This is a genomic window from Prosthecobacter fusiformis (genome assembly GCF_004364345.1).
GTDB lineage: Bacteria > Verrucomicrobiota > Verrucomicrobiia > Verrucomicrobiales > Verrucomicrobiaceae > Prosthecobacter > Prosthecobacter fusiformis.
Window position 1 is genome coordinate 1,085,984 of record NZ_SOCA01000001.1, and the last position, 21,371, is coordinate 1,107,354.

The window sequence follows — 21,371 nt, forward strand, 5'->3', positions numbered from 1 at the left end:
CCTGGGCAAGGGGGAGCACGCACTGTTGCGGGCAATGGGAAGAGGCTCAGTCCCAGTCGCCATCCTGAATCAAAATCTGCCGCAGCTCCACACGACGTGGGGCGTTCATCTGTAACAGCCAAACAGTCGTCCTTCCGATTGCGGTCATTCCCAAGATTCGAGGGCCATCCATGGTAAAGTGATCTTCCCAGCGCTGATCGCGGGGATGAAAGAGCATTTCAACGATTCCAGTATCGGGGTCGCGCGAGGTCAAATTGGGGCCTTTGAACGCGTTGCACTTTCCGCATGAAAGAGCCAAATTTTGCAAAAGGCTCTCTCCGCGATGCTGGAGCGCAATAATATGCTCTATATGAAAACTCTGGGCGGTTTCGTGCTCCTGCTTCAGGCGGCAGTATTCACAACGACCTACCGCCCTCTGCACGACAAGTTGGCGAGTTCGTGAATCAATCACAACTTTCCAGCTTTACGCAGCACACGGCGAGCGTGGGCCTGCATTAGAGAAATCATTGCCACAGTGTCAGCATAAGATTCGTACTGGCGCTGCTCCTGGTCAGTCAACTGGCCTTCGCGCGATTTGTGTGCCATCACTTCGGCCAGCTCCTGCATTTCAGGTGAAGACCGCAGGCCTAAAATCGCCTGCGCGGCATCCTCGTTCATCATGCCAGCAAACGGATCAAGCAGACCTTCTTGGGGTTCAGTGATCGTTGTCATGAGAGAATGTTAAACGGAAGATGATCGCAAGGCAAGCTGGCTTTAAGGCCCACTCCTCCTCGTAAAACAACCAGATCCTAGTTTGATTACTGATACAGTTACCCCTTCAGCCGCACCCACGTGGCACCCCAGCCGCCGGATCTTTCCCCTGCGGGCCAGGCGAAGGATTCGACCATTTTCATGCGGGATAAAGCGGCATGCACTCCTGTGCGCAGGGTGCCGGTGCCTTTGCCATGGATGACGCGAACATTCAAAATGCCTAGTTTCTGGCACTCCTCGAGGTAGTCCACAAGCAGGTCCCCGACCTCGTTAGGGCGGAATGTGTGCAGGTCCAGTTCATCCGTGATAGGAATGCGGACAGGCTCCTCCTCTTCTTCCATCTTTCCATTAAACCATGGACTGCCAGCTTTGCCAGAGGACATAGGTTCCTGTGGCCAAAACCAGGAGTGCAAAACCCTGCTGCAATCTTTTTACCGGTAGGCGGCTGGACAAATAGCTGCCCGCCAGAACACCGGCAATCGCGATGGAGGCAAAAAGCAGGGCCAGAGGCCAGCGAGGCGGGGCCTCACCAAGGTGACTGAGGAAACCTGCGGCTGAATTAAAAGCGATGACCGCCAACGAGGTGCCTGTGGCCATACGCAGTGGCAGCCGACCAAATTTGATCAACGCGGGCACCAGCAAAAATCCGCCACCTACGCCGATGAAACCTGTCAGCACCCCCACACCCAGGCCGGCCAACAGGCAGCGGTATGGACGGCACTCTACAGGCAGGACAAGCTCCCGCCTTGCCCCTAACAATAAATTTAAAGCCACCGCCACCATCAGCACAGCAAAAAGGATCATCAGGATAGGCGCAGGTACGAGCGGGGTCAGGCGCGCGCCGCCTACCGCCCCGGCCATGCCAGATAAAGCAAACATCAGGGCTGCGGGTAGGTGAAAATCCCCGGCACGCCCCCTCTGCACAGCCCCTACCAGCGATGCTGTGCCGACGACGAAAAGACTGATGCCCACCGCTTCACGGGCAGGCAGACCTGCCAGATAAACCAGCACTGGCAGTGTGATGATGCTGCCACCCGCACCCGTGAGTCCCAGGGACAGGCCGATAAAAATTGCGCCAAAAAGGCTGAGCATGTTCATGGCTGACGGCGCTCCCGCTTCAATAGACGGGAAAAAAGGCGGTGATAAGAATGGACGGCCTGCACTGCTTGGCCATCACGCTGCACGGGGTGTCCAGCATTTGCCCAAGCGAAGATGCCGCCTTCCAGATTAGTCACCTGAGGAATGCCCGCCTGATGCAACCGACGGGCAAGATTGCAAGCACGGTATCCGGCGGAGCAATAAACCACGTATTGCTGCTGCGGGTCCCATTTTCTTAATGCCTCATCCTCCACCGTTTCAGCGTCCACATGCAGGGCTCCTGCCAGATGACTAACGGCATATTCTTCATCCGAACGTGCATCCACCAGCACCGGAACTGCACGTGCCTCATCCGTCAGCCATTCTCGAAGCCCGGTCGGTGATACTTGGGCCACATCGGGAAAACGGTCACGGATGACCGATACGGCCCATGCAGTCCCCCGGCGGTGATCCATCAGCCACCAAAGCAGGGCAAGTCCTGCGGCGAGACCGAGAAATGCATAAAGGGCGAATGGCAGCCAGGCTCGCATGAAAGGATTTCACTACTCAAACTTGATGTAGGCGTGCCCCAACAGTTGCAGGTCCACCAGCCTTGGAAATGCACCCACTACCAGCTTCACACCAGGCATCAGTTCTGTGGATTTAACGCCTTTTTGCTGCATCGTATTTTCACATAGTTCGATCTGGACTCCACGCCCCACCAGCTCGGCCAAAATTTCCCCATTGGGATTATCGGCAGTTTCTGCTTTTAGCCGGGCACGTGCGGCAGGATTCACCACGGCATGAAGCCCCGTGCCATGATAGACCAGATGCAGTTTCACCTGATCCGCTGTGATACCCTGCTTTTCATACGTGTTGATGAGCTTGCGGGCATAAAATAGGCCCTTGTTGACGCCTTCGTACTGAAGGTCATCCGTCACCTGATAAACAATGCGCAAATTCTCCCGAATCTGGATTGGGATGACCGACACAGCAGCGTCCTCAGCTTGTAGCCATGAAGAACTAAATGCGACGAATAAGACCAGGGGGAAAAGGAGTGCACGCATCATAGAAGATTAAAATTTGGCTTTGGCAGTGGTTTTCAAAGAGCTGGCGATTTTCTCAAAAGCACCGTCCACCAAGACGACATCGCGTCCCTGCTGAGCCAGATACGCCGTGGCCAAACTGGCCCGTAGTCCGCTGCCACAGTGGACATAAAGACGCCGATCCGCAGACAGCTCTTGGATGCGAGCCGCCAGGCGGGTATGGGGGATGTTTAAGGCTCCCTCCACATGCCTTTCGGCGTATTCATCCGCTCCGCGTACATCCAGCACCTGCGCCTCGGGCTGAGTGTCCAGCGCCTCATGAAGCTGGTCCGTCGTGATGTATGCCTGCGTGGTCATCAGAGCATCACTGGCCTCTTGGATTTCCGCCAGCGTCATCCATGCCGCCACATCATCCAGACCGATGCGGATCAACTGACGCACCGCCGCCCCTACCTCCGAGGGGTCATGCACAATCAACAGGATCTGTGCTCCCTCTTCTACATAGGACCCAGCCGCAATGGGTAGCTTGCCCCCTGCCAGGGGTGCCAGCAGAGCCCCTTTTACATGCCTTTGCATGAAGGCGGTTCGATCCGAGCGCAAATCCAGAACCACCGACTTCACCCCACCAAGAAAGACGGACAATTCGGCCACCGAAAGATGCTTCGGCTGCGGCAGCTTACCTTCCGGGAGGAGGACCGGTCCGGCTCTGTTATCCCGCTTCATCCGCGCAAAGTAGAGGGGCGGCGCGGGTTGCCCCGCCAGGATGTCCTTCACAAATTCGTCTTCCCCCTCGGTCAGCGCCTTTTTGAAAGCCGGGTTAAAGAGGCGCTCATAACCCATCACACTATTGGGGATGGCCCCCAAAGATTTGCCACAGGCACTCCCTGCACCATGCGCAGGCAGGATCTGCAAATGTTCTGGAAGGTCCTCCGTAGCGCGTAAGTTGGCATAAAGGACTCGTGCGCTTGATTCCATCACCCCTTTCTGGCCCGCCGCGCTTTCCAAAAGGTCTGGACGCCCCACACCCCCCACAAAGATAAAGTCTCCACTCAGCAGGCCCATCGGCAATGTCGCCCCGCCGCCGTGATCGGTCACCAGATAGCTCAGATGTTCCGGCGTATGTCCGGCGGTCAGCAGCGCTTTGAACTCGATCTTGCCCACATGAAAAGAATCCCCGTCGCGGAGGAAATGCGCCTTGGGATTCCCATGCGCCCATTCAAACTGCCAGTCCGGGCCACCTTCTGCGGAAAGATAGGCCTCCACTCCATGATGTGTGACCAGCTCCCGCGCACCGCTGAGGTAATCCGCATGAATGTGCGTTTCGGCAACGGCAGTGATGCGCAGGTCATTTTCTGCCGCCAGCTTTAAATAGCGGTCCACATCACGCTCAGGATCCACGATTACAGCTTCGCCGGTGCGCTGGCAGCCGATGAGGTAAGCATTTTGAGCCAGGGATGAATCAGTGATCTGTCGAAGAAACATGGTTGTGGAGGGGTAAAATTTGAAGAGTGCGAAGGTCAGGCCGAACAATTCTTTGCGGAGCCGCAGCTCTGTCCAGACACACGATTCCATGGCATTTTAGAAAGCAGGATGGCCAGTCCGCACCATCCCGTGCTACCGGCCAGCATCAGTCCCGCTCCAAAAAAAGCGCTCAGGAACACCCAATAAGGATGCACCGTCAGTGACAAGGCTGCGCCGGTCAGCACGCCTGTGCCGATGGTTAATTGAACCTGTTGCATGAGAGGAAAGACCTTTTTGTCCGCACTCGCCACGGGCAGTCCCGCTGCCTTCCAGGCTTCAATGCCGCCTTCCAAATTTTGCACTTGGTCAAAGCCGAGCTGCTTCAGTTTCTCCTGGGCCTTTGTACCGCGTTTACCGCTTTTGCAGTGAATGACCAAGGATTTATCTTTGGGGAGCTCGGACGCGCGTTTTTCCAATTCGCCCAAGGGGATGAGCCGGGCGGCGCTGATGTGTTCCTCGGCATGCTCGACTGGCTCGCGCACATCCACCAAGTGGCAGCGCCCCTCGGTGATGAGCTGTTTCAGTTCCGCAGGGGTGATTTGGGTTTGCATTGCGATGAAAAGTTATGGGGTTAAACTCCTTATGCTCATCAATACCATATTGCTATATAGCGATATATAAATATGTTTGTTTCATGCTCCGCAAAAAAGAATCTGAATCCCCGCCGACATTGATGTCTGACATGGCGCTGGAGTTGATCGCATTCCGTTTTCGAGCTCTGTCCGAACCGATGCGGTTGAAGCTGCTAAACCTGCTAATGCAGGGTGAACGCACCGTCGGACAGCTTGTGGAAGCTTCTGGCTCCGGTCAGGCAAACGTCTCCAAACATCTGGCTGTGTTGCGAGATGCGGGGATGATTGGCATGCGTAAAGAAGGGCTGTCCACATACTGTTATATCGCCGACGCGATGGTGAATGAGCTCTGCGAAATGATGTGCCGCCGTCTGCGTGAAGAAATGGAGGCCCGGGCCAGAGCGCTGGCCTTTGATCCCAAGATCTGATCTCTTTGACTGCATGATGGAACTCAAAACTCTGCTCATCGCCAAAGCTCACGAGCTGGGATTTGCCGACTGCCGCATCGCGCCTGCAAAACCAGCCGCGCATCGGGAGCTTTATGAGCAATGGGTGGCGGAGGGCAAGTATGGGGACATGGCCTGGATGGCGCGAAACATGGACCGCCGCACAGATCCCACCATCGTCCAGCCGGGGGCGAAAACCGTCATCGTCCTGGCCATGAATTACTTCCAGGGGCCCGCGCCTGCGACCGCTGCGGGGGGGTACAGGATCGCCCGTTATGCCTGGAATGAGGACTACCATGACCTCATTGTAAAAAAGCTCAAAGACCTGGATGCCTTCCTCATCCAGCAGGGCGGCACGCAGCGGTACTATGTGGACACCGGCCCGGTGCTTGAGCGGGACTTCGCCAGTGAGGCCGGCCTGGGCTGGGGCGGGAAAAGCACCATGCAGATCCACCGCCAGTTAGGCACCTGGTTCTTCCTGGCGGAACTCATCACCACCCTGGATCTGCCCGTGGACACACCCGCCAGGGATCTCTGTGGTAAATGCACCCGCTGCATGGTGGCCTGCCCCACACAGGCCATCACCGCGCCCCGGCGCATGGATGCGCGCCGCTGTGTGAGCTACCTCACCATCGAAAGCAAAGGCCCCATCCCGCTCGAATTCCGCCGGGCCATGGGGGACCGCATCTATGGTTGCGATGACTGCCTGAGCGCCTGCCCCTGGAACAAGTTTGCCCAGGTTTCCCATGAGGCCACTTTTCAAGCCAGGGAATCCGTCTTTAACAAAAAGCTGTCCGATTTTCTGACGCTCACGGATGAGGACTTCCGCACCCTCTTTGCCAAATCACCCATCAAACGCATCAAGCGACCAGCCTTCATCCGCAATGTCTGTGTGGCCCTGGGCAATGTCGGCAACCTGGAGGATCTGCCCTTGCTGGAAGCCGCCACTCATGATGAACATCCCCTCATCTCCGAGCACGCCCTCTGGGCAGTGGAAGAAATCCATCGGCGTCATGCGGAGAGTCTAACAGCGTCGGCTGCCGTCGGCGACACGGCTTTTTAAGCAATCCTAATTGCTCTAGAGCGGAGGCTTTTCACTGTAGGCCATGCCTGATATTTCACCTGACGCGGTTATTGCTCTCATTTTAGAGCATCACATCGTGGAAACAAATGAACCTCTAACACCCGATTCAGACCTGTTTTCAAGAGGTCTGGATTCACTGGCCATGATGCAGTTGATGCTGCAATTGGAGCGCCAGTTCGGCGTACGCATTTCGCCTTCTGAAATGACACGCAATCATTTTGCCACGGCGACGGTACTGGCCACCTGGCTATCGCATCCTAACCGTTCCATGTCATGAACATGCGGGCGGACGTGATCGTCGCAGGAGGAGGCAGCGCAGGTCTGGCCGCCGCGTTGGCCGCAGCCCGGAAAGGCGCCCGGACCGTACTCCTGGAGCGGCAGACAAAACTGGGCGGCATGGGCACCAATGCCCTTGTGCATACCTTTTGTGGGCTTTTCCACCCCGATGCGAGCCAGCCCTGGGCCTGGTTAAATCCTGGTATTCCCACAGAGATTGGCCAGTCCATGATGGAGCGCACCAGCCAGACGGCCCCGGACCTGATGGGAAAGGTGTATGTGCTGCGGCAGCACCCGTCCCTCTACGCTCGGATCGCCGATGAGATGTGCCTTGCAGAGCCTCAGTTAACGGTCCTTAGCGGAACCGAATGGACCGGGCTGAAACAAGGAGAAGCCGGATGGGAATTAGACATCATCACCCGTGGCAACTGCCAAGAGCTGAATGCAAAAGCCCTGGTGGACACGACGGGCGATGCCACAGGAGCCCGCCTCCTGAACCCGGTCTGGTGTGAGCAAACCGAAGGGGCACGTTTATACAGGCCCGCCTATATTTGCGCCTTCCACGGAATGACCGGCACCCACGATGACGGGTGGCGCTTGCAAGTGGGAGCTCTCATCGTCAGGGCGGTGCGCGATGGCTTGCTACCCGTCGCATCCATGGGGGCCGGATTTCGTGATTCGCCCTTCCCAGGAGAAACCTTTCTCACCGTGGATCTTGAGGCCGGCCAGGGTGAATGGGACCCCTTTGACCCAGTGAAGCGAGCACGTGTGGAGCAGGAAGGAAGGGAAATAGCCATGGCACTGTGGTCTTTCCTGCGCAGCAAACACGCAGATTTTAGCGAATGTCCGCCACCCATGCTCCCGACAAAAGCAGGCATCCGGGAGACTGCCCGCTACATTGGAGACTATGTGATCACCGGAGATGATCTGGCGACCAGCCGCAGGTTCGACGATGACATCGCCCTAGCCGGATGGCCGATGGAAAAGCGGGAAAATGCCCGTGGCCCGAAGTTCCGCTTTTTTGATGAAGCCAAGCCCGCCGGCATCCCTGCCCGCTGTCTTTTCCGCCAGGATGTCCCCGGCCTATACTTCGCCGGGCGCTGCATGTCTGCGGACCATGAAGCCCTGGCGTCCCTGCGGGTCATGGGCACCTGCATGGCCACTGGGCAGTCAGCGGGAGAATTGGCAGCAAAACATGCCAGTCAGCACTGAAGAAAGACCAGGAGATTTTGCTCCGCCATCATAGCCCAGATGCCTTGCCTGGTACACGGGGATCATGTGCTGGCACCAGCAGCTTCCTTTGGTCATCCCACATCACTGCCTGGCAGGCACCGAATCCTGGGGACTCACTCAGTTTGTGCCCCAGCGCCTCCACCCGCTTGCGAGTACTGCGATCAAATTGAGTTTCGATTTTCAGTTCGTCCGGGCTCCATTGATGATGAAAGCGTGGCTCTGCCAGGGCGGCGTTGGGCTCCATCCCATCGTCAATCACATGACTGATCAGTAGCAAAGTCTGCGTTATGATCGTCGGCCCTCCTGCCGCCCCCACCGATAGCATCGGCTGCCCCTCTTTAAAGACCAGCGTGGGACTCATGCTGGAAAGCGGACGCTTGCCCGGCGCGATGGAATTGGCCTCAGCTCCCACCAGCTTAAAAGCATTCGGCACCCCTGGCTGCACGGCAAAATCATCCATCTCATTGTTTAGCAGCACGCCCGTGCCCGGAATCACCACCTTGCTGCCAAATGCCGTATTGATTGTCTGATTCAAGGCCACCCAGTTACCCTCCGCATCCGCTGTGGAAAGATGCGTGGTGTGCTTCCCGAAGATGTCGCCTTCCCAACGCGGCGGGGTATTGTGACCAGGCACAGAGGTGGCGTGATCCAGATCAATTTTACGGCTCAGTTCCGCTGCGTATTCCTTGTCCACCAGTCCTTTGGGCACCTGGGCAAAGTCGGGGTCTCCCAGCCAGTGTGCGCGGTCAGCAAAGGCCAGTTTCATAGCCTCCGTCACGACATGGATCCGGCTGCTGGCGCGGAAATGGCGGATGGGAAAATGCTCCAGGATGTTCAAGATCTGCGCCACATGCACCCCGCCGCTGCTCGGCGGCGGCATGCAGACGATTTCGTATCCGCGGTAACTGGAGCGGATGGGTTCACGCTCCACCGCTTTATAATTCCGAAAGTCCTCCACGGTGGCGATCCCTCCATTTTCCTTCATCCACTCCTCGGTCTTGCGTGCGAACTCTCCTCCGTAAAACCATTCGAGACCATGCTCGGCAATGGCGCGATAGGTTTTTGCGAGGTCTTTTTGCACCAGCGTATCCCCTTCTTTGAATGCGGAACCATCTGCTTTTAAAAAGATGGACGCTGAGGCTGGAAAAAGACGCAATTTGTCAGCCGTGGCCTCCAGTTTGCGAGCATACACCGCATCCATCTGAAATCCCTTTTCGGCCAATTCAGCCGCAGTTTTCAAGTGATCTGCCAGAGTCAGTCGGCCATGTTTTTTTAATGCCAGATCATAGGCCTTCAAAACACCAGGGATGCCGGATGCCAGCGCCCCGGTCTTGCTAGCTTCATCATCAAGTTTGCCCGCCTTAAGATACATGTCACGATGGGCCTTTGCAGGAGCCATTTCCCGGCCATCAATGGCGGTCAGACTGCCATTGGCCGCACGGATGACCAAAAAACAGCCACCGCCAATTCCAGAATTATGTCCGTCCACGATGCCCAACGTCAGCCCCGCCGCCACCGCAGCATCCACGGCATTCCCCCCTTTGGCATAAGCAGCGCTGGCAGCATCTGTCGCAAGTGGATGCACAGTAGCCGCAGCAAATTTGGCATACCCCGCCTCCTCCGCCAAAGCGTTGACTGACAACAATCCGACGAAAATAAAACAAAACAGCGATTTCATCGGTCTCTAAATAGCTATTTTCTGCATCCGCGTCCATCACTCCCCATGAAATGATTTATCGTCTATTTCTCTGCCTTCTGCTCCTGCCGTGGCTCATCTCATGCAGTTCCTTGCAGCGACTGGCCAAAGCCGGTGCAGCCAAACCTTCGCCTTTCCTCGCCCACGCTGGGGAACTGAAAAAGACCCAGGCAAAGCATGACCCCTTTTTGCGGGTCTGGCGCAATTCATCCCGCAAAGTCTGGGAAGAGGCTGAAAAGAAAAAGAATCTCTACATCGCCCCTGTCTCCCTGGAGCATCTGCGGCCCATGACCAAGCCTCTTTCACGTGTCGAGGTGCGGGAAAAAACACGCCAGAAGGAAGCCCGCGAAATGGGCGAATACGCGCGGGAACAATTTGCCAAAGCCTTCCGGGCCTCCGCCAACCCCCATTATCAAATCGTGGATGCTCCTGCAAAAGACGCTTTGAATTTGGAACTCGCGATCATCGAATTCAATCCCAATGCCATCAGTGCAGGCCTCACCCGCCGTGCCATCAACATCCTGGCGGTACCAGGGGCAGAATCACTGGTCGGGCGCCCTCTCAAAGGAAACATCGCAATTGAAGGCCGGGTATGGGACCCTCACCAGAAAGAGAGCCTGTATGAATTTGCCGATGCGGAGCATAACCGCTCCGCCTTGATCCTTTCCATCCACGACTACAATCCATACAGCGCTGCCCGCAAAATCATTCGCGAATGGGCATCGCAGTTTGAGCAAATCACCCGCACCCCAGCTGGGGGCCGGGTAAAAGACAGCCCGGCGTTCACGATTTGGCTGTGGTAATCAGTCCTTACGTTTCAAATTGATCCAGGCCTTCCGGTAGGTGAACGCAATGGCCATGATCCCAATTCCCAGCAATACGGCTCGGGAAGGTTCAGGCACAGGAAGAGCATTCAGTTGAGAAGCTGGGGTCCACAATATTTCAGCAGCGTCATCACCCTGCTCTGAAGCACCCGCAGCCAGTACGGCAATCGCGAGTGAAGTCAGCCAGTAGAAAAATTTGCGCATAAGATCGGAGGAAAAATCTATGGGCTTCATCCAACCAAAAAAGGCCTGTCATGACAAGGCAAAAACCGTCATGACGCCCACGCACCCCACTCAGCGCCGCCACTGGTACATCCAGCGCTCAGAGATCACTTTATCCCCGTCTTTCATTTCACACATCATCTCCAGGAGATTGGTCTTAGGCGGAACATCCAGCTTGAAGAAGGCCCGCCAGCCACCTGTTTCGCGGTTATGCATCACGCGCTTGTCCAGAATTTTGGCGTCTCCATTGCTGATCACCACTTCCAGTTCAGGCACCCAGTCCTGCGGCTTTTTCAGATTCAGCCCGCCTTTGGTGAAATCCACCACATATTCGTGATCCTCCTTTTTCATCACAAACCCGCGTCGGGTGGAAATGACTTTGCAAAGCAGACCGGGGAGTTGTTCCTCCAGCCAGGCCAGGCGATACTCCACATTGAGTGGCTCTTCAGGTGACTTGGGCAGTTCCGCGGGTCTCCACATGGCCACAATGTTATCCCAAGTCTCTTCCCCTGTAGAAAGCTCAACAAGGACGACCGAGCCCTTTGTGAATCCTTTGATCGGCTCCACCCACACAGCCGGGCGGTTATGATACATGGCTTCCAAGTCCTGGAAATTGTTGAAGTCACGATCCCGCTCACCCAGGCCAAAGCCTTTCAGCTTGTCGGTTTCGAAAATGCTCAGTCGCAGGTCACGGCTGACATCCAGCGGACGCCAGATAGAGGGACCATCGGCGATCTCAATCTGCAAGCCATCACTGTCATGTACTTCAGGACGGAAATCGTAAGGCTTGGGATGGCTGTTTTCGCCGAACCAAAACATGCTGGAAAACGGGGCGATGCCCAGCATTTCCACCGGCTGCCGCAGATGCAGCGTTGCCTTCACCAGCATGTCCGTTGTCTTCCCGGGGGAAGTATCGAACTGATAAGCCCCAGTGATGCTGGGACCATTCAGCAGAGCCAGGATGCGAAAGTATTTTTCACCGGGCTTAGGCTGCTGAAACCAGAAGTGCGTGAAGTCTGGAAATTCCTCAGGCTTGCCGCCGATGGTATTGACCGCTACACCACGGGCACTGATGCCGTAGCCAAGTTCCGTCGTCACCGCACGGTAGTAGCTGGCACCCATGAAGACCATGAATTCAAACCGCTTATCCATCAGCGAATGCGGTGCCAAAACGCGAAAACCTGCATACCCCTCTGGCTTCTTGAAATTTTCCGGCAGTTTTAGATCTGCGTAGTCAAAGAGTTCGGGATTAAACGGCACGGGCGTGCTGGCAGCACCGTCCACACGATAGAATTCTACCGGCTTTTTGAACATCCAGCCTGGGTGAAAAAACTGGACGCGGTAAGATTCCTTGTCCTCCGAATAAAGAGCTTTCTCTTCCCGAAACCGGATCTTCCGGTGGCCGTCGTATTTAAGGGATTCAAAAAATGGATCCAACTGCTGCGAAGGTGCCTCATAGGGTTTCAGCGCCAACTGGGCAGCCAGCTTCTGCAACGACTCAAAGTCCGTTACATCCGCCAATGTCAAATCAGCGGCATGGGTGGCAAGACAGGCGGCTGTACAAAGAGACAGAATCAGGGACCCTGAGGAACGGGGAGCAATCATAGAGAACGCTGGGGAGCGGCGCTAGAATGCTCTCTGGCTACGAGCAGTCAACAAAGGGATGCAAGTTATCAATCTTCTACACCTAGACTGGCCTTCAAACGGGCCATCTGGGATTTCAGAAGCTGGATTTCAATTTCCATGCGTTCTTTCCACTCCTGATCCTCAGTCGAGGGTGGGGACGCCGGAGCAGCCGGAACGATGATCTCCTCCTGCGGTGCGATCCCTCCAGGTTCACCTGTTAAGAGCTGAGCATACAATGCTACCCGGCGGCCAGGCCCCGCTGGCAGGCAGGCTACCACCGGACCCTCTGGATAACTGATGAGGCCTGTTAGCTCCGCCTCCACACTTTCCAGGTCTGGAAAAGTCTGCAAGCGGTCCGTGCGCTGGCGCAATTCACCCACCGTCTGGGCTCCGCGCAGCATCAGCACGGCCAGGAGGGCGGTGGCGGGCTTCTCCAGCCGGGGCAGCTTGCCCTTCAAGTTATGTCGGAATTTTTGCACCCGCGCCCCTGCCACAGTCACCTGGAAGACCCACCCACGGGTTTTCAGGTTTTCCAGCGCACGCTGTACCGTGGATTCATCCAGGCTCATCACCGGATCCCGGTTGGTGGACTGATTGCAGGCTGAAACCAGGGAATTAAGGGTCAGCGGGTAATAATCCGGGAGCGTGATCTCTTTTTCGACCAGACAGCCGAGGATGCGAGCCTCGACAGGCGTGAGTTGGGGAGGAGTGGCGGTTGTTTCCATGTCATATCCTGGCCCGCGATTCCATCCCCTGCAAGACTCCGGGCGATTCTCTCCCTCGTAACGAAACGAATTTCCCTTTGCACCAGGGCGGCGTATCCCGCATACATCCTCCCCCTCACATCTAACCAGCAAACCCCGGTTCGATTCTCAAGGAGCCCAACCCTATGCCTACCTACGAATACGAATGCCAGACTTGTGGCCATCAATTCGAAACACGCCAGTCCATGAAGGACCCACATTTGACGGATTGCCCCGTCGAAGCATGCGCGGGTCCGGTGAAACGCAAAATCGGCCTCGGTTCCGGCCTGATTTTCAAAGGCAGTGGTTTTTACATCACCGACTACCGCAGTGACTCCTACAAGGCCGCCGCGAAAAAGGATTCCGCTGCCTCCAGTACTTCCAGCACCCCGGCAGCAGCCCCCAGCACCCCTGCCCCGCCGAAACCTTCAGGAGCGTAAGCCCCCTCAGGGCCATTCGATTTCATTCGTCAGCATCGAATCATCATCGAAGAGAAATCTGCCGATGAAGTCCTTCTTTTCGATGAGCAGTTCCGCGAGCCAAAAGCGGTCATCCGCCCACATTTCCTCAAAAGGCAGCGCATGGAGTGACGTCCACAGCGGCACCGCCTCCGGTGTCTCAATGGCCTCCCCTTGCCATTCCGTGGCCCGGTAAACATCCACATGGAGGGCCAGCCCGTCCACAAACTGGAACCATAGTTCCCCGTGCTTGACGGGATTGAGGGCCGTAACGCCGAGTTCCTCCTGGGTTTCCCGGATGGCGCACTCAATGGAAGTTTCCCCAGGATCCATTTTTCCCCCTGGCCCATTGATTTTACCTGCGCCCAGACCCCTCTTTTTGCGAATGAGGAGCACTTGTTCCCTGGCCTCATCCACGATGAACATGAGGGTGGCGCGGATGCCAGGTTGCCAGTGGGTCCAGTCAGGGGTCATAAGGGAGCGCGGAGGATGGCATGCTGCGGACAGAATGCCACCCTGGATGTCCTGGGCGGATATCAAAGACTGATCACGGTCTGGAGCGTATTTGCGGCACCGGGTGCAATGCGAACAACCGCCTCACCAGCATTTGCGGCTTCGACACAAAGAAACTGAAGGTAGGCCTCATCTGGCAGGTCCCCTAACCGTTTGGATTTTTCGATCCAGGGATTCCACACCACCGTCGTCTGACTCCCAGCTTTTTCGATGCTCAGCGTACGGCCCAGTGCAGGGTCTTCCACCTTCACAGTGCCTGTGCTGACGTATTGGCGGTCCACTTCACGGTCAAATGTGATGTCCCCCGTCTGATGCCGCATCGTCCGCTCACCGACGGTGTCCAGGTACTCCGCGTCTGCGAGTCCCTTCACGGTCACTTGGCCGATATCTCCCACCGTGAGGTAAGTATGCAACGCGTCCGCCACCAGAAGCTCCGTTCCGCTTTTGTTGATGGTTTGAAGAGAAACATCCAGCTTGGCTCCCAGAATCACGGTCACATGAGCTTCGAATTCATGCGGCCAGAGTTCATGCGTGCTCGGATCGCTGCAAAGGACAAAGGACATCTTCACCCCTTCCTCAGATTCGCTGGCTTCCATCAGCTTCCAGGGACGCGTGCGCGCAAAGCCATGCATTGGCTTGCTCTCATCGGAAGGATGCGGGCCGAACCAAGGCCAGCAGACCGGAATGCCCCCACGGATGGGTTTTCCCGGCTCCAACAAGGCCTGTGGGCTGAGGTAAAGCACCGGGGAATGACCGGACGGTGCCCACTCCATCACGTGCGCACCATGGAGGGCGATACGGGCCGTACAGGCGGGGTGTTGAATCACAAAGACCGGATAATCCGGAATAGCTTCCGAAAGGATGATGGAGGCAGGGAGCGACATAAGGGGCAGTTTAAATGAAACGTTGAAGAAGCGGCTTCAGGCTTTGGACGATTTTCTCTGGCCACAGCTTGCGGTCAGTCATGATGGCACCATCCAGTGCCCGATGCTCGGGCCATTTAGGTTCCAGGGGAATACGTGGGATGACTTTCGCAATGATTGCCTTGGCCATCGCCGCATTGGCGGAGACATGGGCCATCACCGCATCGGCAGTGACATGAGCTTCATCCGTTTTCCAGCAGTCGTAGTCAGTGATCATGGCCAGGGTGGCCAGAGAGATCTCAGCCTCGCGGGCCAGCTTGGCTTCCGGCAGGTTGGTCATGCCGATGACATCGAAGCCGAGCTGCCGGTTGGCATTGGACTCTGCCCGAGTAGAAAAAGCCGGCCCATCCATGTTCACATACGTGCCGCCATTGTGCACCGTGGCACCAGCTGCCCGCGCCTCCTGGGCCAGCAGATTGCGTAAACCCGCGCTGATGGGATCCGCAAAAGCCACATGTGCAACCAACCCACGACCAAAAAAAGTATGGTGCTCGCGGCGGCTGGTACGATCATAAAACTGGTCCGGCAGCAGCACGTCACGGGGTTTATACTCCTCCTTGAGACTGCCCACGGCCGTCACAGCGATGATCCAGCGCACATTCAGGGAGCGCATGGCCCAGATGTTCGCCCGGTGGTTGAGCTCCGTCGGGAGTATGCGGTGGCCTTTGGCATGGCGCGGCAGGAAATAGACCCGGCGACCAGCAAAGGTGCCGCTGACGATTTTGTCCGAAGGGGTGCCGTAGGGAGTAATGACCTCGATTTCCCGGCATCCTTCGAACCCATCGAAATCATATAGGCCGGAGCCGCCAATGATGCCGATTGCTGGGGTAAAGGGATCTGACATGCCTGTTATCATAGGGTTTAGGGAGACTGGGTTCAAGGACACGCCAAGGAAAAGACTTCGTTTCCTTGCTCCTTCGCCTGCTTTAGTATGGAGAATGACGCTGTCCGAGATCCCTATTTCCACCCCGTCGCTTCTGTTTCCGGCCATTTCGCTGCTCATGCTGGCCTATACCAACCGCTTCCTGGCCCTGGCGACCATCATCCGCAATCTCCACGCTTCCTGGCGTGAGAACCACGACCCTCTGCTGGAAGCCCAGATCAGCAATCTGCGCCGTCGCATCGTCCTCATCCGCAACATGCAGACCGCTGGCGTCGTCAGCCTCATCGCCTGCACCATCAGCATGGTGTTCCTGTTTTTTAGCCATCAGCTTGGCGGACAGGTGTTCTTCTTCATCAGCCTGATTTTCATGATTGTCTCCCTCAGTCTCACTTTAAACGAAGTGGTCATTTCTGGACGGGCGTTGGATATGCAGTTGAGTGATATGGAGCCAAAGGCGTGAAAGGTGAATATTGGATTTTTCACCTATGCAATCATTCCGGAATGATTATTCGGCTTGATATCAAAACGGCGTCTGGATAAAAACGCCCCTCATTCCAAAAATATGATTCAGAAATCCACCCAGGCCAAAATCGTTGCCGTTGTCCTTGTCATCGCGGGTCCCCTCATTGCCTATCAGGGTTACCAGGACGGTCAACGCCTGGATAAAATCGAAAAAGAAGGCATCACGGTGGATGGAAACATCAACGGCGGTGAGTCGAAGCGCTCTGGCAAACGTTCCCGCAGTTATAATTTCAACGCCACCTTCACTCCTCAGGGCGGTTCTCCGGTGACAAAAGATTTCCAGGTCACCTCCAGTTTCTTTTCTTCACGCACCAGCGAGGACTCCATCACAGATCCTGCCATCCAGGTCCGCTACCTCGCCGCTGATGTTGAGAATAGCGCCATCATCGTCGGTGGCTCCAAGGACATGAAGATCAATGTGAAGATCGGCATCGGTACCTTGGTCGTCGGCCTCGGCATCTTCCTTTATTTCCTCATTCGCAAAAGCTCGGTGGCAGGCTAACCCAGCGCCGCGTTCACATCCAGCGAAACAAAGTGCAGCAGTTCCTCCGTGCTCATTTCGGTGAGAAGGGACTCTGCACTGCCCTCTTGGGAAAGCAGCGCGTCTGAAAGGGCGGTCTTCTTTTCCAGGAGGGCATCAATGCGCTGTTCAATGGTGCCCTGGCAGATGAACTTGTGCACCAGCACATTCTTCTTCTGGCCGATGCGGAAGGCACGGTCTGTGGCTTGGTTTTCAATCGCCGGATTCCACCAGCGGTCGAAGTGAATGACATGGCTCGCCGCCGTGAGCGTGAGTCCCGTGCCCCCGGCCTTGACACTGATGACCATGAACGGCGGTCCATCCGGCTGCTGAAAGGCGTCCACCAATTGAGGACGCTTTTTCACGGGCGTACCTCCATGTAAAACCAACCCTTCCCGGCCAAACACCCGCGCCAGGAAACGGGCCAGCGGATCACAGGTTTCCTGAAACTGAGTGAACACCAGCACCCGCTCCCGACGCTCCGCGATCTGGCTGCAAATTTCCGCCAGCCGATTAAATTTGCCGCTGTCCTCCCCTCCCCAGACCCCGTCACCATTCCAGTGACTGGGATGATTGCAGACCTGTTTAAACTGAATCAGGAAACTGAGCACCAACCCTTGTCGGCGGATGGGATCCATCGTGGCATCCGCCATCAGTTTGGCCATCTGGTCCACCAGCTTCGCATAAATAGTGGTCTGCCTTTTGGTTAGGCCACACCAAGCCTTCACCTCCGTCTTTTCCGGCAAGTCAGTGATGACGGATTTGTCCGTCTTCATTCGCCGCAGGATGTACGGCTGCACCAGACGACGCAGCGGAGCGTATCCGTCACGGCCTGTGGCGCACTGTTTCACCACCTGGGCAAAAACGGAAGCCGGGCCTAACAATCCCGGATTGAGGAAATCGAAGAGACTCCAAAGATCCCCTGGCCGATTCTCGATCGGCGTGCCCGTGAGCGCGATGCGGCATGGAGCCTGCAGACGTTTCACCGCCTGCGTGCTGCCACTCGCAGGATTCTTGATGGCCTGGGCCTCATCCAAAATAACGAGGCTCCAGGGATGCATCTGCCAGCTCTCTGTTCGCTGTAAAAAAGTATAGGTGGTCAGCATCACATCGCAGCCTTTGAGCATAGCCGCAGGAGACCTCACCAGACGGTCCAGATCTTGACGCTCCATCACCGACGGATGCGCCACCCGCAGTTTCAAATCCGGCGCAAATTTCGCGACTTCTCCCTGCCAGTTTCCCACCAGCGATGCAGGCACCACCAGCAAAGCCGGTTCCTTCACCTGCCCTTGTCGCAACAGCAGCAGCGCGATCACCTGCAATGTTTTACCCAGGCCCATGTCATCCGCCAGACACGCCCCTAACCCCAAGCGTGTCATGAAATGCAGCCAAGCCAGACCTTTCTGCTGATACGGCCGCAGCGTCGCACGCAGGTTCGCCGGAGGCTCCACCTGGGCAGGATCCAGCATCTTTTCCAGCACCTCCGCCAGGCCCTTCCCCGCCACGATGTCCGACCAATCATAGAGCGTCTCCGCATCGGCAGCCTCCTCAGCCGTGGCCTTCGGCACATACCGCGCCAGCAGCCGCATCCCATCCAGAAAGCCGATCAGCCCCTCCCCCACCGCATTCTGCACCCGCGTCCAATGCTCGATCACCTGCTGCAGCTTCGCCCCCTGCACCTCCACCCACTGACCGCGCAGTGAAACCAGACCCGTTTCAGCACTCAGCAGCTTTTCCCATTCCGCCTCCGTCAGCGGACTGCCCTGCAGCGCCTTATCCACTCGGAAAGAAAGCATTCCCCCCGCATGCAGCCCGCCGCCCTCTTGCGGAGCATCAATGGTCACCTGCACCGTCGGTCGCGTCCCCTTCCCCTCACGCCACCAGTTAGGCAGCTTCACCACGATGCCACTTTCCTGGAAAAGATGGCTGTCACGCAGCCAGCGGTAGGCCTCCTGAGGATCCAGCGCCAGTGGTTGAAACAGCCGCCGCGTTTCCAGCCACTCCCTCAGCAGCGCACTCTGCGCCGCCGCCGTGCGCACCGGCTCCAGCAGCGCCTGCATCGCCGCCTGGTCCTTCTGCCCGGAATACATCTGCAAAGCCCGCGCCAAAGGGAGATGCTGCACCTGACCACTGGCGCTCAGCTTCTCCGTAAAAGTCGCCAAAAACGCAAAAGGCCTCTGCGGGTCCGTCTTGTTTTCCGCCAGGTGAAACGTCACCCGCCCCACCACATGCCATGCCGGATTCGCCTCCTTCAGCCAACCTTCCAGCCCCCCAGCATGCCCCGCCATCTTTTGCGCCACATACCCCGCCATCCCCAGCCACCACTGCTCCAGCATCTCAGGCGAAAGAGACTCCACGCCAGGAAAAGGCGGCACCTTGGCCATCATTCCCCGCCGCTGCTCCACCTCCGGCACCGGCATCATCCGGACATCCTTCGTCTGGCAGAGTCGAGTCAGAAAAAGCTGGGCCCAACTGCGTAGCCACCGCCAGGGCATCTCCACTTCCGCCAGCAAAAGCCCCGTCCCCAGCCCAATCAAAAGCGCCCCCGGCCCTTCCCGGCTCAGCGCCAAAATCTGCCTCTCCTCCCCAGTCACCGCCTCCCCCTCCGTGAGGAGAAGACCATCTGGAGTCAGCACTGGTTGCAGCATGCCGCCTAGTGCCTGAAAAAAGATCTGCGGGCAAGCAAGCACGTAACTCCATTTTTTCCAAATTCCGTCCTATTCCCTCAATCATCAGTGCTCCAGCTCTGAGACTGAAACACGGATCCTATGACCAGGAATTTTGTCAAAAAGATGCTGGGTAAAAAATGAACTCATGATCTTTTACCAACCATCTTTTTGACACTCCCCCCGCCCCCTCTTCTCTCCATTCGACATTCCCGCCGGACCGCTTATCCTCCGCGCTCCTTTCCCCACACATGAAAAAGAAAATCGTCCTCGCTTATTCCGGCGGCCTCGACACCTCCGTCCTGCTCTCCTGGATCAAAGAAACCTATGATGCCGAAGTCATCGCCTTCTGCGCCAACATCGGTCAGGACGACGAGCTCAAAGGCCTCAACGCCAAAGCCAAAAAAACCGGCGCTCTCAAAATCTATGTGGACGACCTCCAGGAGGAGTTCGCCAAAGACTTCATCTTCCCCATGATGCAGGCCGGGGCCATCTATGAAGGCCAGTACTTCCTCGGCACCTCCATCGCCCGCCCCCTCATCGCCAAGCGCATGGTCGAGATCGCCAAGCTCGAAGGTGCCTCCGCCATCGGCCACGGTGCCACCGGCAAAGGCAACGACCAGGTCCGCTTCGAGCTCACCACCGCCGCCCTCGCCCCGGATCTCGAAATCATCGCGCCTTGGCGTGACGAGCGTTTCCGCACCCAGTTCCCTGGCCGTGCCGAAATGATCGCCTACTGCGAAGAGAAAAACATCCCCATCCAGGCCAGCGCCAAAAAGCCCTTCTCCATGGACCGCAACCTCCTGCACATCAGCTATGAGGCCGGCATCCTAGAGGACCCCTGGTTCAACGCCGGCGACGTCAAATACCGCGACTACTTCACCACCCTCTCCGTCTTCCCTGAAGACGCCCCGGACAAATCCGAATACGTCGTGCTCGACTTCGACAAAGGCAATTGCGTCGCCGTCAACAGCAAACCCATGAACCCCCTCCAGGTCATGAAAGCCCTGAACAAACTCGGCGGCAAGCACGGCGTCGGCCGCGTGGACATGGTGGAAAACCGCTTCGTCGGCATGAAGAGCCGCGGCGTCTATGAGACCCCCGGCGGAGCCATCCTCCACTTCGCCCATCGCCAGATCGAGTCCCTCACCATGGACCGCGAAGTCATGCACCTCCGCGACAGCCTCATCCCCGAGTACGCCAAGCTCGTGTACAACGGCTTCTGGTACGCCCCCGAGCGCCTCGCCCTCCAGGCCCTCGTCACCGAGAGCCAAAAGAACGTCTCCGGCACCGTCCGTGTGAAGCTGTACAAAGGCGGCATCCACGCCGCCGGCCGCCAGAGCCAGTTCAGCATGTACAACCCCCACATCGCCACCATGGAAGCCGACCCAACGAAAGCCTACAACCAAGACGACGCCACCGGCTTCATCCGCCTCAACGGCCTCCGTCTGCGCGTGAATTCGCAGGTCAATGGTGCAGCGAACATCGGCGGTTAAAATTAAACAATTTCCCAAATCCTCACCAGCCCGGACGCCGCAAGGTTTCCGGGCTTTTTTATTATGGTATTCTTCAAATCAAGTGCACTTGTGGTCGTGGATGCCTCTTTCAAACAATCCTTTTGAGCTGCCTCCCTATTTTTCATCAGCACATACATCGTAATCTTGATGGTTAGCCTAGAAAGTTCCGCTCTGAAAGGAATGCCGATCCGCAGCTTGACTCTTAGGCGTGATTTCCGCAATATTGATTTTTTGTGGAAGAGCGTTAAATATA

Annotated in this window: 25 protein-coding genes; 9 read left to right on the top strand and 16 right to left on the bottom strand. The window is 56.8% G+C overall.

Annotated features, from left to right (window positions below; all coding sequences use genetic code 11):
• Positions 1 to 46: 46 nt before the first annotated feature.
• The 8 genes from EI77_RS04215 to EI77_RS04250 form a co-directional block, all read right to left on the bottom strand.
• Positions 47 to 451, bottom strand: coding sequence for an HNH endonuclease (locus EI77_RS04215; RefSeq protein WP_133793491.1), 405 nt, complete (start codon positions 449 to 451; stop codon positions 47 to 49).
• Positions 448 to 711 (bottom strand): hypothetical protein, encoded by a 264-nt coding sequence (locus EI77_RS04220; protein ID WP_133793492.1) that lies wholly within the window; start codon positions 709 to 711, stop codon positions 448 to 450. The genes EI77_RS04215 and EI77_RS04220 overlap by 4 nt, the downstream gene beginning before the upstream one ends.
• A 98-nt stretch (positions 712 to 809) precedes the next feature.
• The gene (locus EI77_RS04225) at positions 810 to 1,133 is read right to left on the bottom strand and encodes a Smr/MutS family protein (RefSeq protein ID WP_208300259.1); all 324 of its coding nucleotides are present in this window, start codon (positions 1,131 to 1,133) and stop codon (positions 810 to 812) included.
• The gene (locus EI77_RS04230; RefSeq protein WP_133793493.1) at positions 1,099 to 1,848 is read right to left on the bottom strand and encodes a sulfite exporter TauE/SafE family protein; all 750 of its coding nucleotides are present in this window, start codon (positions 1,846 to 1,848) and stop codon (positions 1,099 to 1,101) included. The genes EI77_RS04225 and EI77_RS04230 overlap by 35 nt, the downstream gene beginning before the upstream one ends.
• Complete coding sequence (locus tag EI77_RS04235; protein WP_133793494.1) at positions 1,845 to 2,378, bottom strand: rhodanese-like domain-containing protein; 534 nt, start codon at positions 2,376 to 2,378, stop codon at positions 1,845 to 1,847. Before EI77_RS04235 ends, EI77_RS04230 begins: the two co-directional genes overlap by 4 nt.
• A 12-nt stretch (positions 2,379 to 2,390) precedes the next feature.
• Positions 2,391 to 2,819, bottom strand: a complete 429-nt coding sequence (locus EI77_RS04240) for a DsrE family protein (RefSeq protein ID WP_166647023.1) — start codon at positions 2,817 to 2,819, stop codon at positions 2,391 to 2,393.
• Between the two features lie 84 nt (positions 2,820 to 2,903).
• Positions 2,904 to 4,355 carry an MBL fold metallo-hydrolase gene (locus EI77_RS04245; RefSeq protein WP_166647024.1) on the bottom strand — a complete coding sequence of 484 codons (1,452 nt, stop codon included), beginning with the start codon at positions 4,353 to 4,355 and terminating at the stop codon, positions 2,904 to 2,906.
• Positions 4,356 to 4,390: 35 nt separating this feature from the next.
• A complete protein-coding gene (locus EI77_RS04250; protein ID WP_133793497.1) occupies positions 4,391 to 4,945 on the bottom strand; it encodes a rhodanese-like domain-containing protein in 555 nt (184 codons plus the stop codon).
• A gap of 83 nt (positions 4,946 to 5,028) precedes the next feature.
• On the opposite strand from EI77_RS04250, the gene EI77_RS04255 reads away from it, so the two are divergent.
• From EI77_RS04255 to EI77_RS04270, 4 genes are read left to right on the top strand one after another with little or no spacing between them, the layout of a single operon-like run.
• A complete protein-coding gene (locus EI77_RS04255; RefSeq protein ID WP_208300260.1) occupies positions 5,029 to 5,394 on the top strand; it encodes an ArsR/SmtB family transcription factor in 366 nt (121 codons plus the stop codon).
• A 13-nt stretch (positions 5,395 to 5,407) separates the two neighbouring features.
• Complete coding sequence (gene queG, locus EI77_RS04260; RefSeq protein WP_133793498.1) at positions 5,408 to 6,475, top strand: tRNA epoxyqueuosine(34) reductase QueG; 1,068 nt, start codon at positions 5,408 to 5,410, stop codon at positions 6,473 to 6,475.
• Positions 6,476 to 6,518: 43 nt separating this feature from the next.
• Positions 6,519 to 6,773: an acyl carrier protein gene (locus tag EI77_RS04265; protein ID WP_133793499.1), complete on the top strand. Its 255-nt coding sequence runs from the start codon at positions 6,519 to 6,521 to the stop codon at positions 6,771 to 6,773.
• Positions 6,770 to 7,984 carry an FAD-dependent oxidoreductase gene (locus tag EI77_RS04270; protein WP_133793500.1) on the top strand — a complete coding sequence of 405 codons (1,215 nt, stop codon included), beginning with the start codon at positions 6,770 to 6,772 and terminating at the stop codon, positions 7,982 to 7,984. Before EI77_RS04265 ends, EI77_RS04270 begins: the two co-directional genes overlap by 4 nt.
• Positions 7,985 to 8,012: 28 nt before the next feature.
• Here EI77_RS04270 and ggt read toward each other — a convergent pair whose 3' ends face one another.
• Positions 8,013 to 9,683: a gamma-glutamyltransferase gene (gene ggt, locus EI77_RS04275; protein WP_133793501.1), complete on the bottom strand. Its 1,671-nt coding sequence runs from the start codon at positions 9,681 to 9,683 to the stop codon at positions 8,013 to 8,015.
• A gap of 50 nt (positions 9,684 to 9,733) precedes the next feature.
• Here ggt and EI77_RS04280 point away from each other — a divergent pair, with 50 nt between their 5' ends.
• A complete protein-coding gene (locus EI77_RS04280) occupies positions 9,734 to 10,504 on the top strand; it encodes a DUF3313 family protein (RefSeq protein WP_133793502.1) in 771 nt (256 codons plus the stop codon).
• On the opposite strand, the gene EI77_RS04285 is transcribed toward EI77_RS04280, so the two are convergent.
• The 3 genes from EI77_RS04285 to EI77_RS04295 form a co-directional block, all read right to left on the bottom strand.
• Positions 10,505 to 10,729 carry a PEP-CTERM sorting domain-containing protein gene (locus EI77_RS04285; protein WP_166647025.1) on the bottom strand — a complete coding sequence of 75 codons (225 nt, stop codon included), beginning with the start codon at positions 10,727 to 10,729 and terminating at the stop codon, positions 10,505 to 10,507.
• A gap of 90 nt (positions 10,730 to 10,819) precedes the next feature.
• Positions 10,820 to 12,352: an OpgD/OpgG family glucan biosynthesis protein gene (locus tag EI77_RS04290; protein ID WP_133793504.1), complete on the bottom strand. Its 1,533-nt coding sequence runs from the start codon at positions 12,350 to 12,352 to the stop codon at positions 10,820 to 10,822.
• Positions 12,353 to 12,420: 68 nt separating this feature from the next.
• Positions 12,421 to 13,098, bottom strand: coding sequence for a YceH family protein (locus EI77_RS04295; protein ID WP_133793505.1), 678 nt, complete (start codon positions 13,096 to 13,098; stop codon positions 12,421 to 12,423).
• Between the two features lie 164 nt (positions 13,099 to 13,262).
• On the opposite strand from EI77_RS04295, the gene EI77_RS04300 reads away from it, so the two are divergent.
• Positions 13,263 to 13,556, top strand: coding sequence for an FmdB family zinc ribbon protein (locus EI77_RS04300; RefSeq protein ID WP_133793506.1), 294 nt, complete (start codon positions 13,263 to 13,265; stop codon positions 13,554 to 13,556).
• Positions 13,557 to 13,562: 6 nt separating this feature from the next.
• On the opposite strand, the gene EI77_RS04305 is transcribed toward EI77_RS04300, so the two are convergent.
• The 3 genes from EI77_RS04305 to mtnP form a co-directional block, all read right to left on the bottom strand.
• The gene (locus EI77_RS04305) at positions 13,563 to 14,048 is read right to left on the bottom strand and encodes an 8-oxo-dGTP diphosphatase (protein ID WP_133793507.1); all 486 of its coding nucleotides are present in this window, start codon (positions 14,046 to 14,048) and stop codon (positions 13,563 to 13,565) included.
• A gap of 62 nt (positions 14,049 to 14,110) precedes the next feature.
• On the bottom strand, positions 14,111 to 14,971 hold the full coding sequence (locus EI77_RS04310) for a D-hexose-6-phosphate mutarotase (RefSeq protein WP_133793508.1): 861 nt from the start codon (positions 14,969 to 14,971) through the stop codon (positions 14,111 to 14,113).
• Between the two features lie 10 nt (positions 14,972 to 14,981).
• Positions 14,982 to 15,854 carry an S-methyl-5'-thioadenosine phosphorylase gene (gene mtnP, locus EI77_RS04315; RefSeq protein WP_133793509.1) on the bottom strand — a complete coding sequence of 291 codons (873 nt, stop codon included), beginning with the start codon at positions 15,852 to 15,854 and terminating at the stop codon, positions 14,982 to 14,984.
• Between the two features lie 94 nt (positions 15,855 to 15,948).
• On the opposite strand from mtnP, the gene EI77_RS04320 reads away from it, so the two are divergent.
• Together EI77_RS04320 and EI77_RS04325 are read left to right on the top strand one after the other, a co-directional pair.
• Positions 15,949 to 16,353 (top strand): DUF2721 domain-containing protein, encoded by a 405-nt coding sequence (locus EI77_RS04320; RefSeq protein ID WP_133793510.1) that lies wholly within the window; start codon positions 15,949 to 15,951, stop codon positions 16,351 to 16,353.
• Positions 16,354 to 16,455: 102 nt separating this feature from the next.
• Positions 16,456 to 16,917, top strand: a complete 462-nt coding sequence (locus tag EI77_RS04325; RefSeq protein WP_133793511.1) for a DUF3592 domain-containing protein — start codon at positions 16,456 to 16,458, stop codon at positions 16,915 to 16,917.
• Here the strand turns inward: EI77_RS04325 and EI77_RS04330 are convergent.
• A complete protein-coding gene (locus EI77_RS04330) occupies positions 16,914 to 19,583 on the bottom strand; it encodes a DEAD/DEAH box helicase (RefSeq protein ID WP_133793512.1) in 2,670 nt (889 codons plus the stop codon). The two genes, EI77_RS04325 and EI77_RS04330, sit on opposite strands and share 4 nt — an antisense overlap.
• 269 nt (positions 19,584 to 19,852) lie before the next feature.
• Between EI77_RS04330 and EI77_RS04335 the strand changes: the two genes are divergently transcribed.
• Positions 19,853 to 21,097, top strand: coding sequence for an argininosuccinate synthase (locus EI77_RS04335; protein WP_133793513.1), 1,245 nt, complete (start codon positions 19,853 to 19,855; stop codon positions 21,095 to 21,097).
• Positions 21,098 to 21,371: the final 274 nt, after the last annotated feature.

Coding starts and splice junctions, on each gene's coding strand:
- EI77_RS04220 (WP_133793492.1), bottom strand. CDS start 711: ATGACAACGATCACTGAACCCCAAGAAGGTCTGCTTGATCCGTTTGCT.
- EI77_RS04225 (WP_208300259.1), bottom strand. CDS start 1,133: ATGTCCTCTGGCAAAGCTGGCAGTCCATGGTTTAATGGAAAGATGGAA.
- EI77_RS04230 (WP_133793493.1), bottom strand. CDS start 1,848: ATGAACATGCTCAGCCTTTTTGGCGCAATTTTTATCGGCCTGTCCCTG.
- EI77_RS04235 (WP_133793494.1), bottom strand. CDS start 2,378: ATGCGAGCCTGGCTGCCATTCGCCCTTTATGCATTTCTCGGTCTCGCC.
- EI77_RS04245 (WP_166647024.1), bottom strand. CDS start 4,355: ATGTTTCTTCGACAGATCACTGATTCATCCCTGGCTCAAAATGCTTAC.
- EI77_RS04250 (WP_133793497.1), bottom strand. CDS start 4,945: ATGCAAACCCAAATCACCCCTGCGGAACTGAAACAGCTCATCACCGAG.
- EI77_RS04255 (WP_208300260.1), top strand. CDS start 5,029: ATGCTCCGCAAAAAAGAATCTGAATCCCCGCCGACATTGATGTCTGAC.
- queG (WP_133793498.1), top strand. CDS start 5,408: ATGATGGAACTCAAAACTCTGCTCATCGCCAAAGCTCACGAGCTGGGA.
- EI77_RS04265 (WP_133793499.1), top strand. CDS start 6,519: ATGCCTGATATTTCACCTGACGCGGTTATTGCTCTCATTTTAGAGCAT.
- EI77_RS04270 (WP_133793500.1), top strand. CDS start 6,770: ATGAACATGCGGGCGGACGTGATCGTCGCAGGAGGAGGCAGCGCAGGT.
- ggt (WP_133793501.1), bottom strand. CDS start 9,683: ATGAAATCGCTGTTTTGTTTTATTTTCGTCGGATTGTTGTCAGTCAAC.
- EI77_RS04280 (WP_133793502.1), top strand. CDS start 9,734: ATGATTTATCGTCTATTTCTCTGCCTTCTGCTCCTGCCGTGGCTCATC.
- EI77_RS04285 (WP_166647025.1), bottom strand. CDS start 10,729: ATGCGCAAATTTTTCTACTGGCTGACTTCACTCGCGATTGCCGTACTG.
- EI77_RS04290 (WP_133793504.1), bottom strand. CDS start 12,352: ATGATTGCTCCCCGTTCCTCAGGGTCCCTGATTCTGTCTCTTTGTACA.
- EI77_RS04295 (WP_133793505.1), bottom strand. CDS start 13,098: ATGGAAACAACCGCCACTCCTCCCCAACTCACGCCTGTCGAGGCTCGC.
- EI77_RS04300 (WP_133793506.1), top strand. CDS start 13,263: ATGCCTACCTACGAATACGAATGCCAGACTTGTGGCCATCAATTCGAA.
- EI77_RS04305 (WP_133793507.1), bottom strand. CDS start 14,048: ATGACCCCTGACTGGACCCACTGGCAACCTGGCATCCGCGCCACCCTC.
- EI77_RS04310 (WP_133793508.1), bottom strand. CDS start 14,971: ATGTCGCTCCCTGCCTCCATCATCCTTTCGGAAGCTATTCCGGATTAT.
- mtnP (WP_133793509.1), bottom strand. CDS start 15,854: ATGTCAGATCCCTTTACCCCAGCAATCGGCATCATTGGCGGCTCCGGC.
- EI77_RS04320 (WP_133793510.1), top strand. CDS start 15,949: ATGACGCTGTCCGAGATCCCTATTTCCACCCCGTCGCTTCTGTTTCCG.
- EI77_RS04325 (WP_133793511.1), top strand. CDS start 16,456: ATGATTCAGAAATCCACCCAGGCCAAAATCGTTGCCGTTGTCCTTGTC.
- EI77_RS04330 (WP_133793512.1), bottom strand. CDS start 19,583: ATGCTGCAACCAGTGCTGACTCCAGATGGTCTTCTCCTCACGGAGGGG.
- EI77_RS04335 (WP_133793513.1), top strand. CDS start 19,853: ATGAAAAAGAAAATCGTCCTCGCTTATTCCGGCGGCCTCGACACCTCC.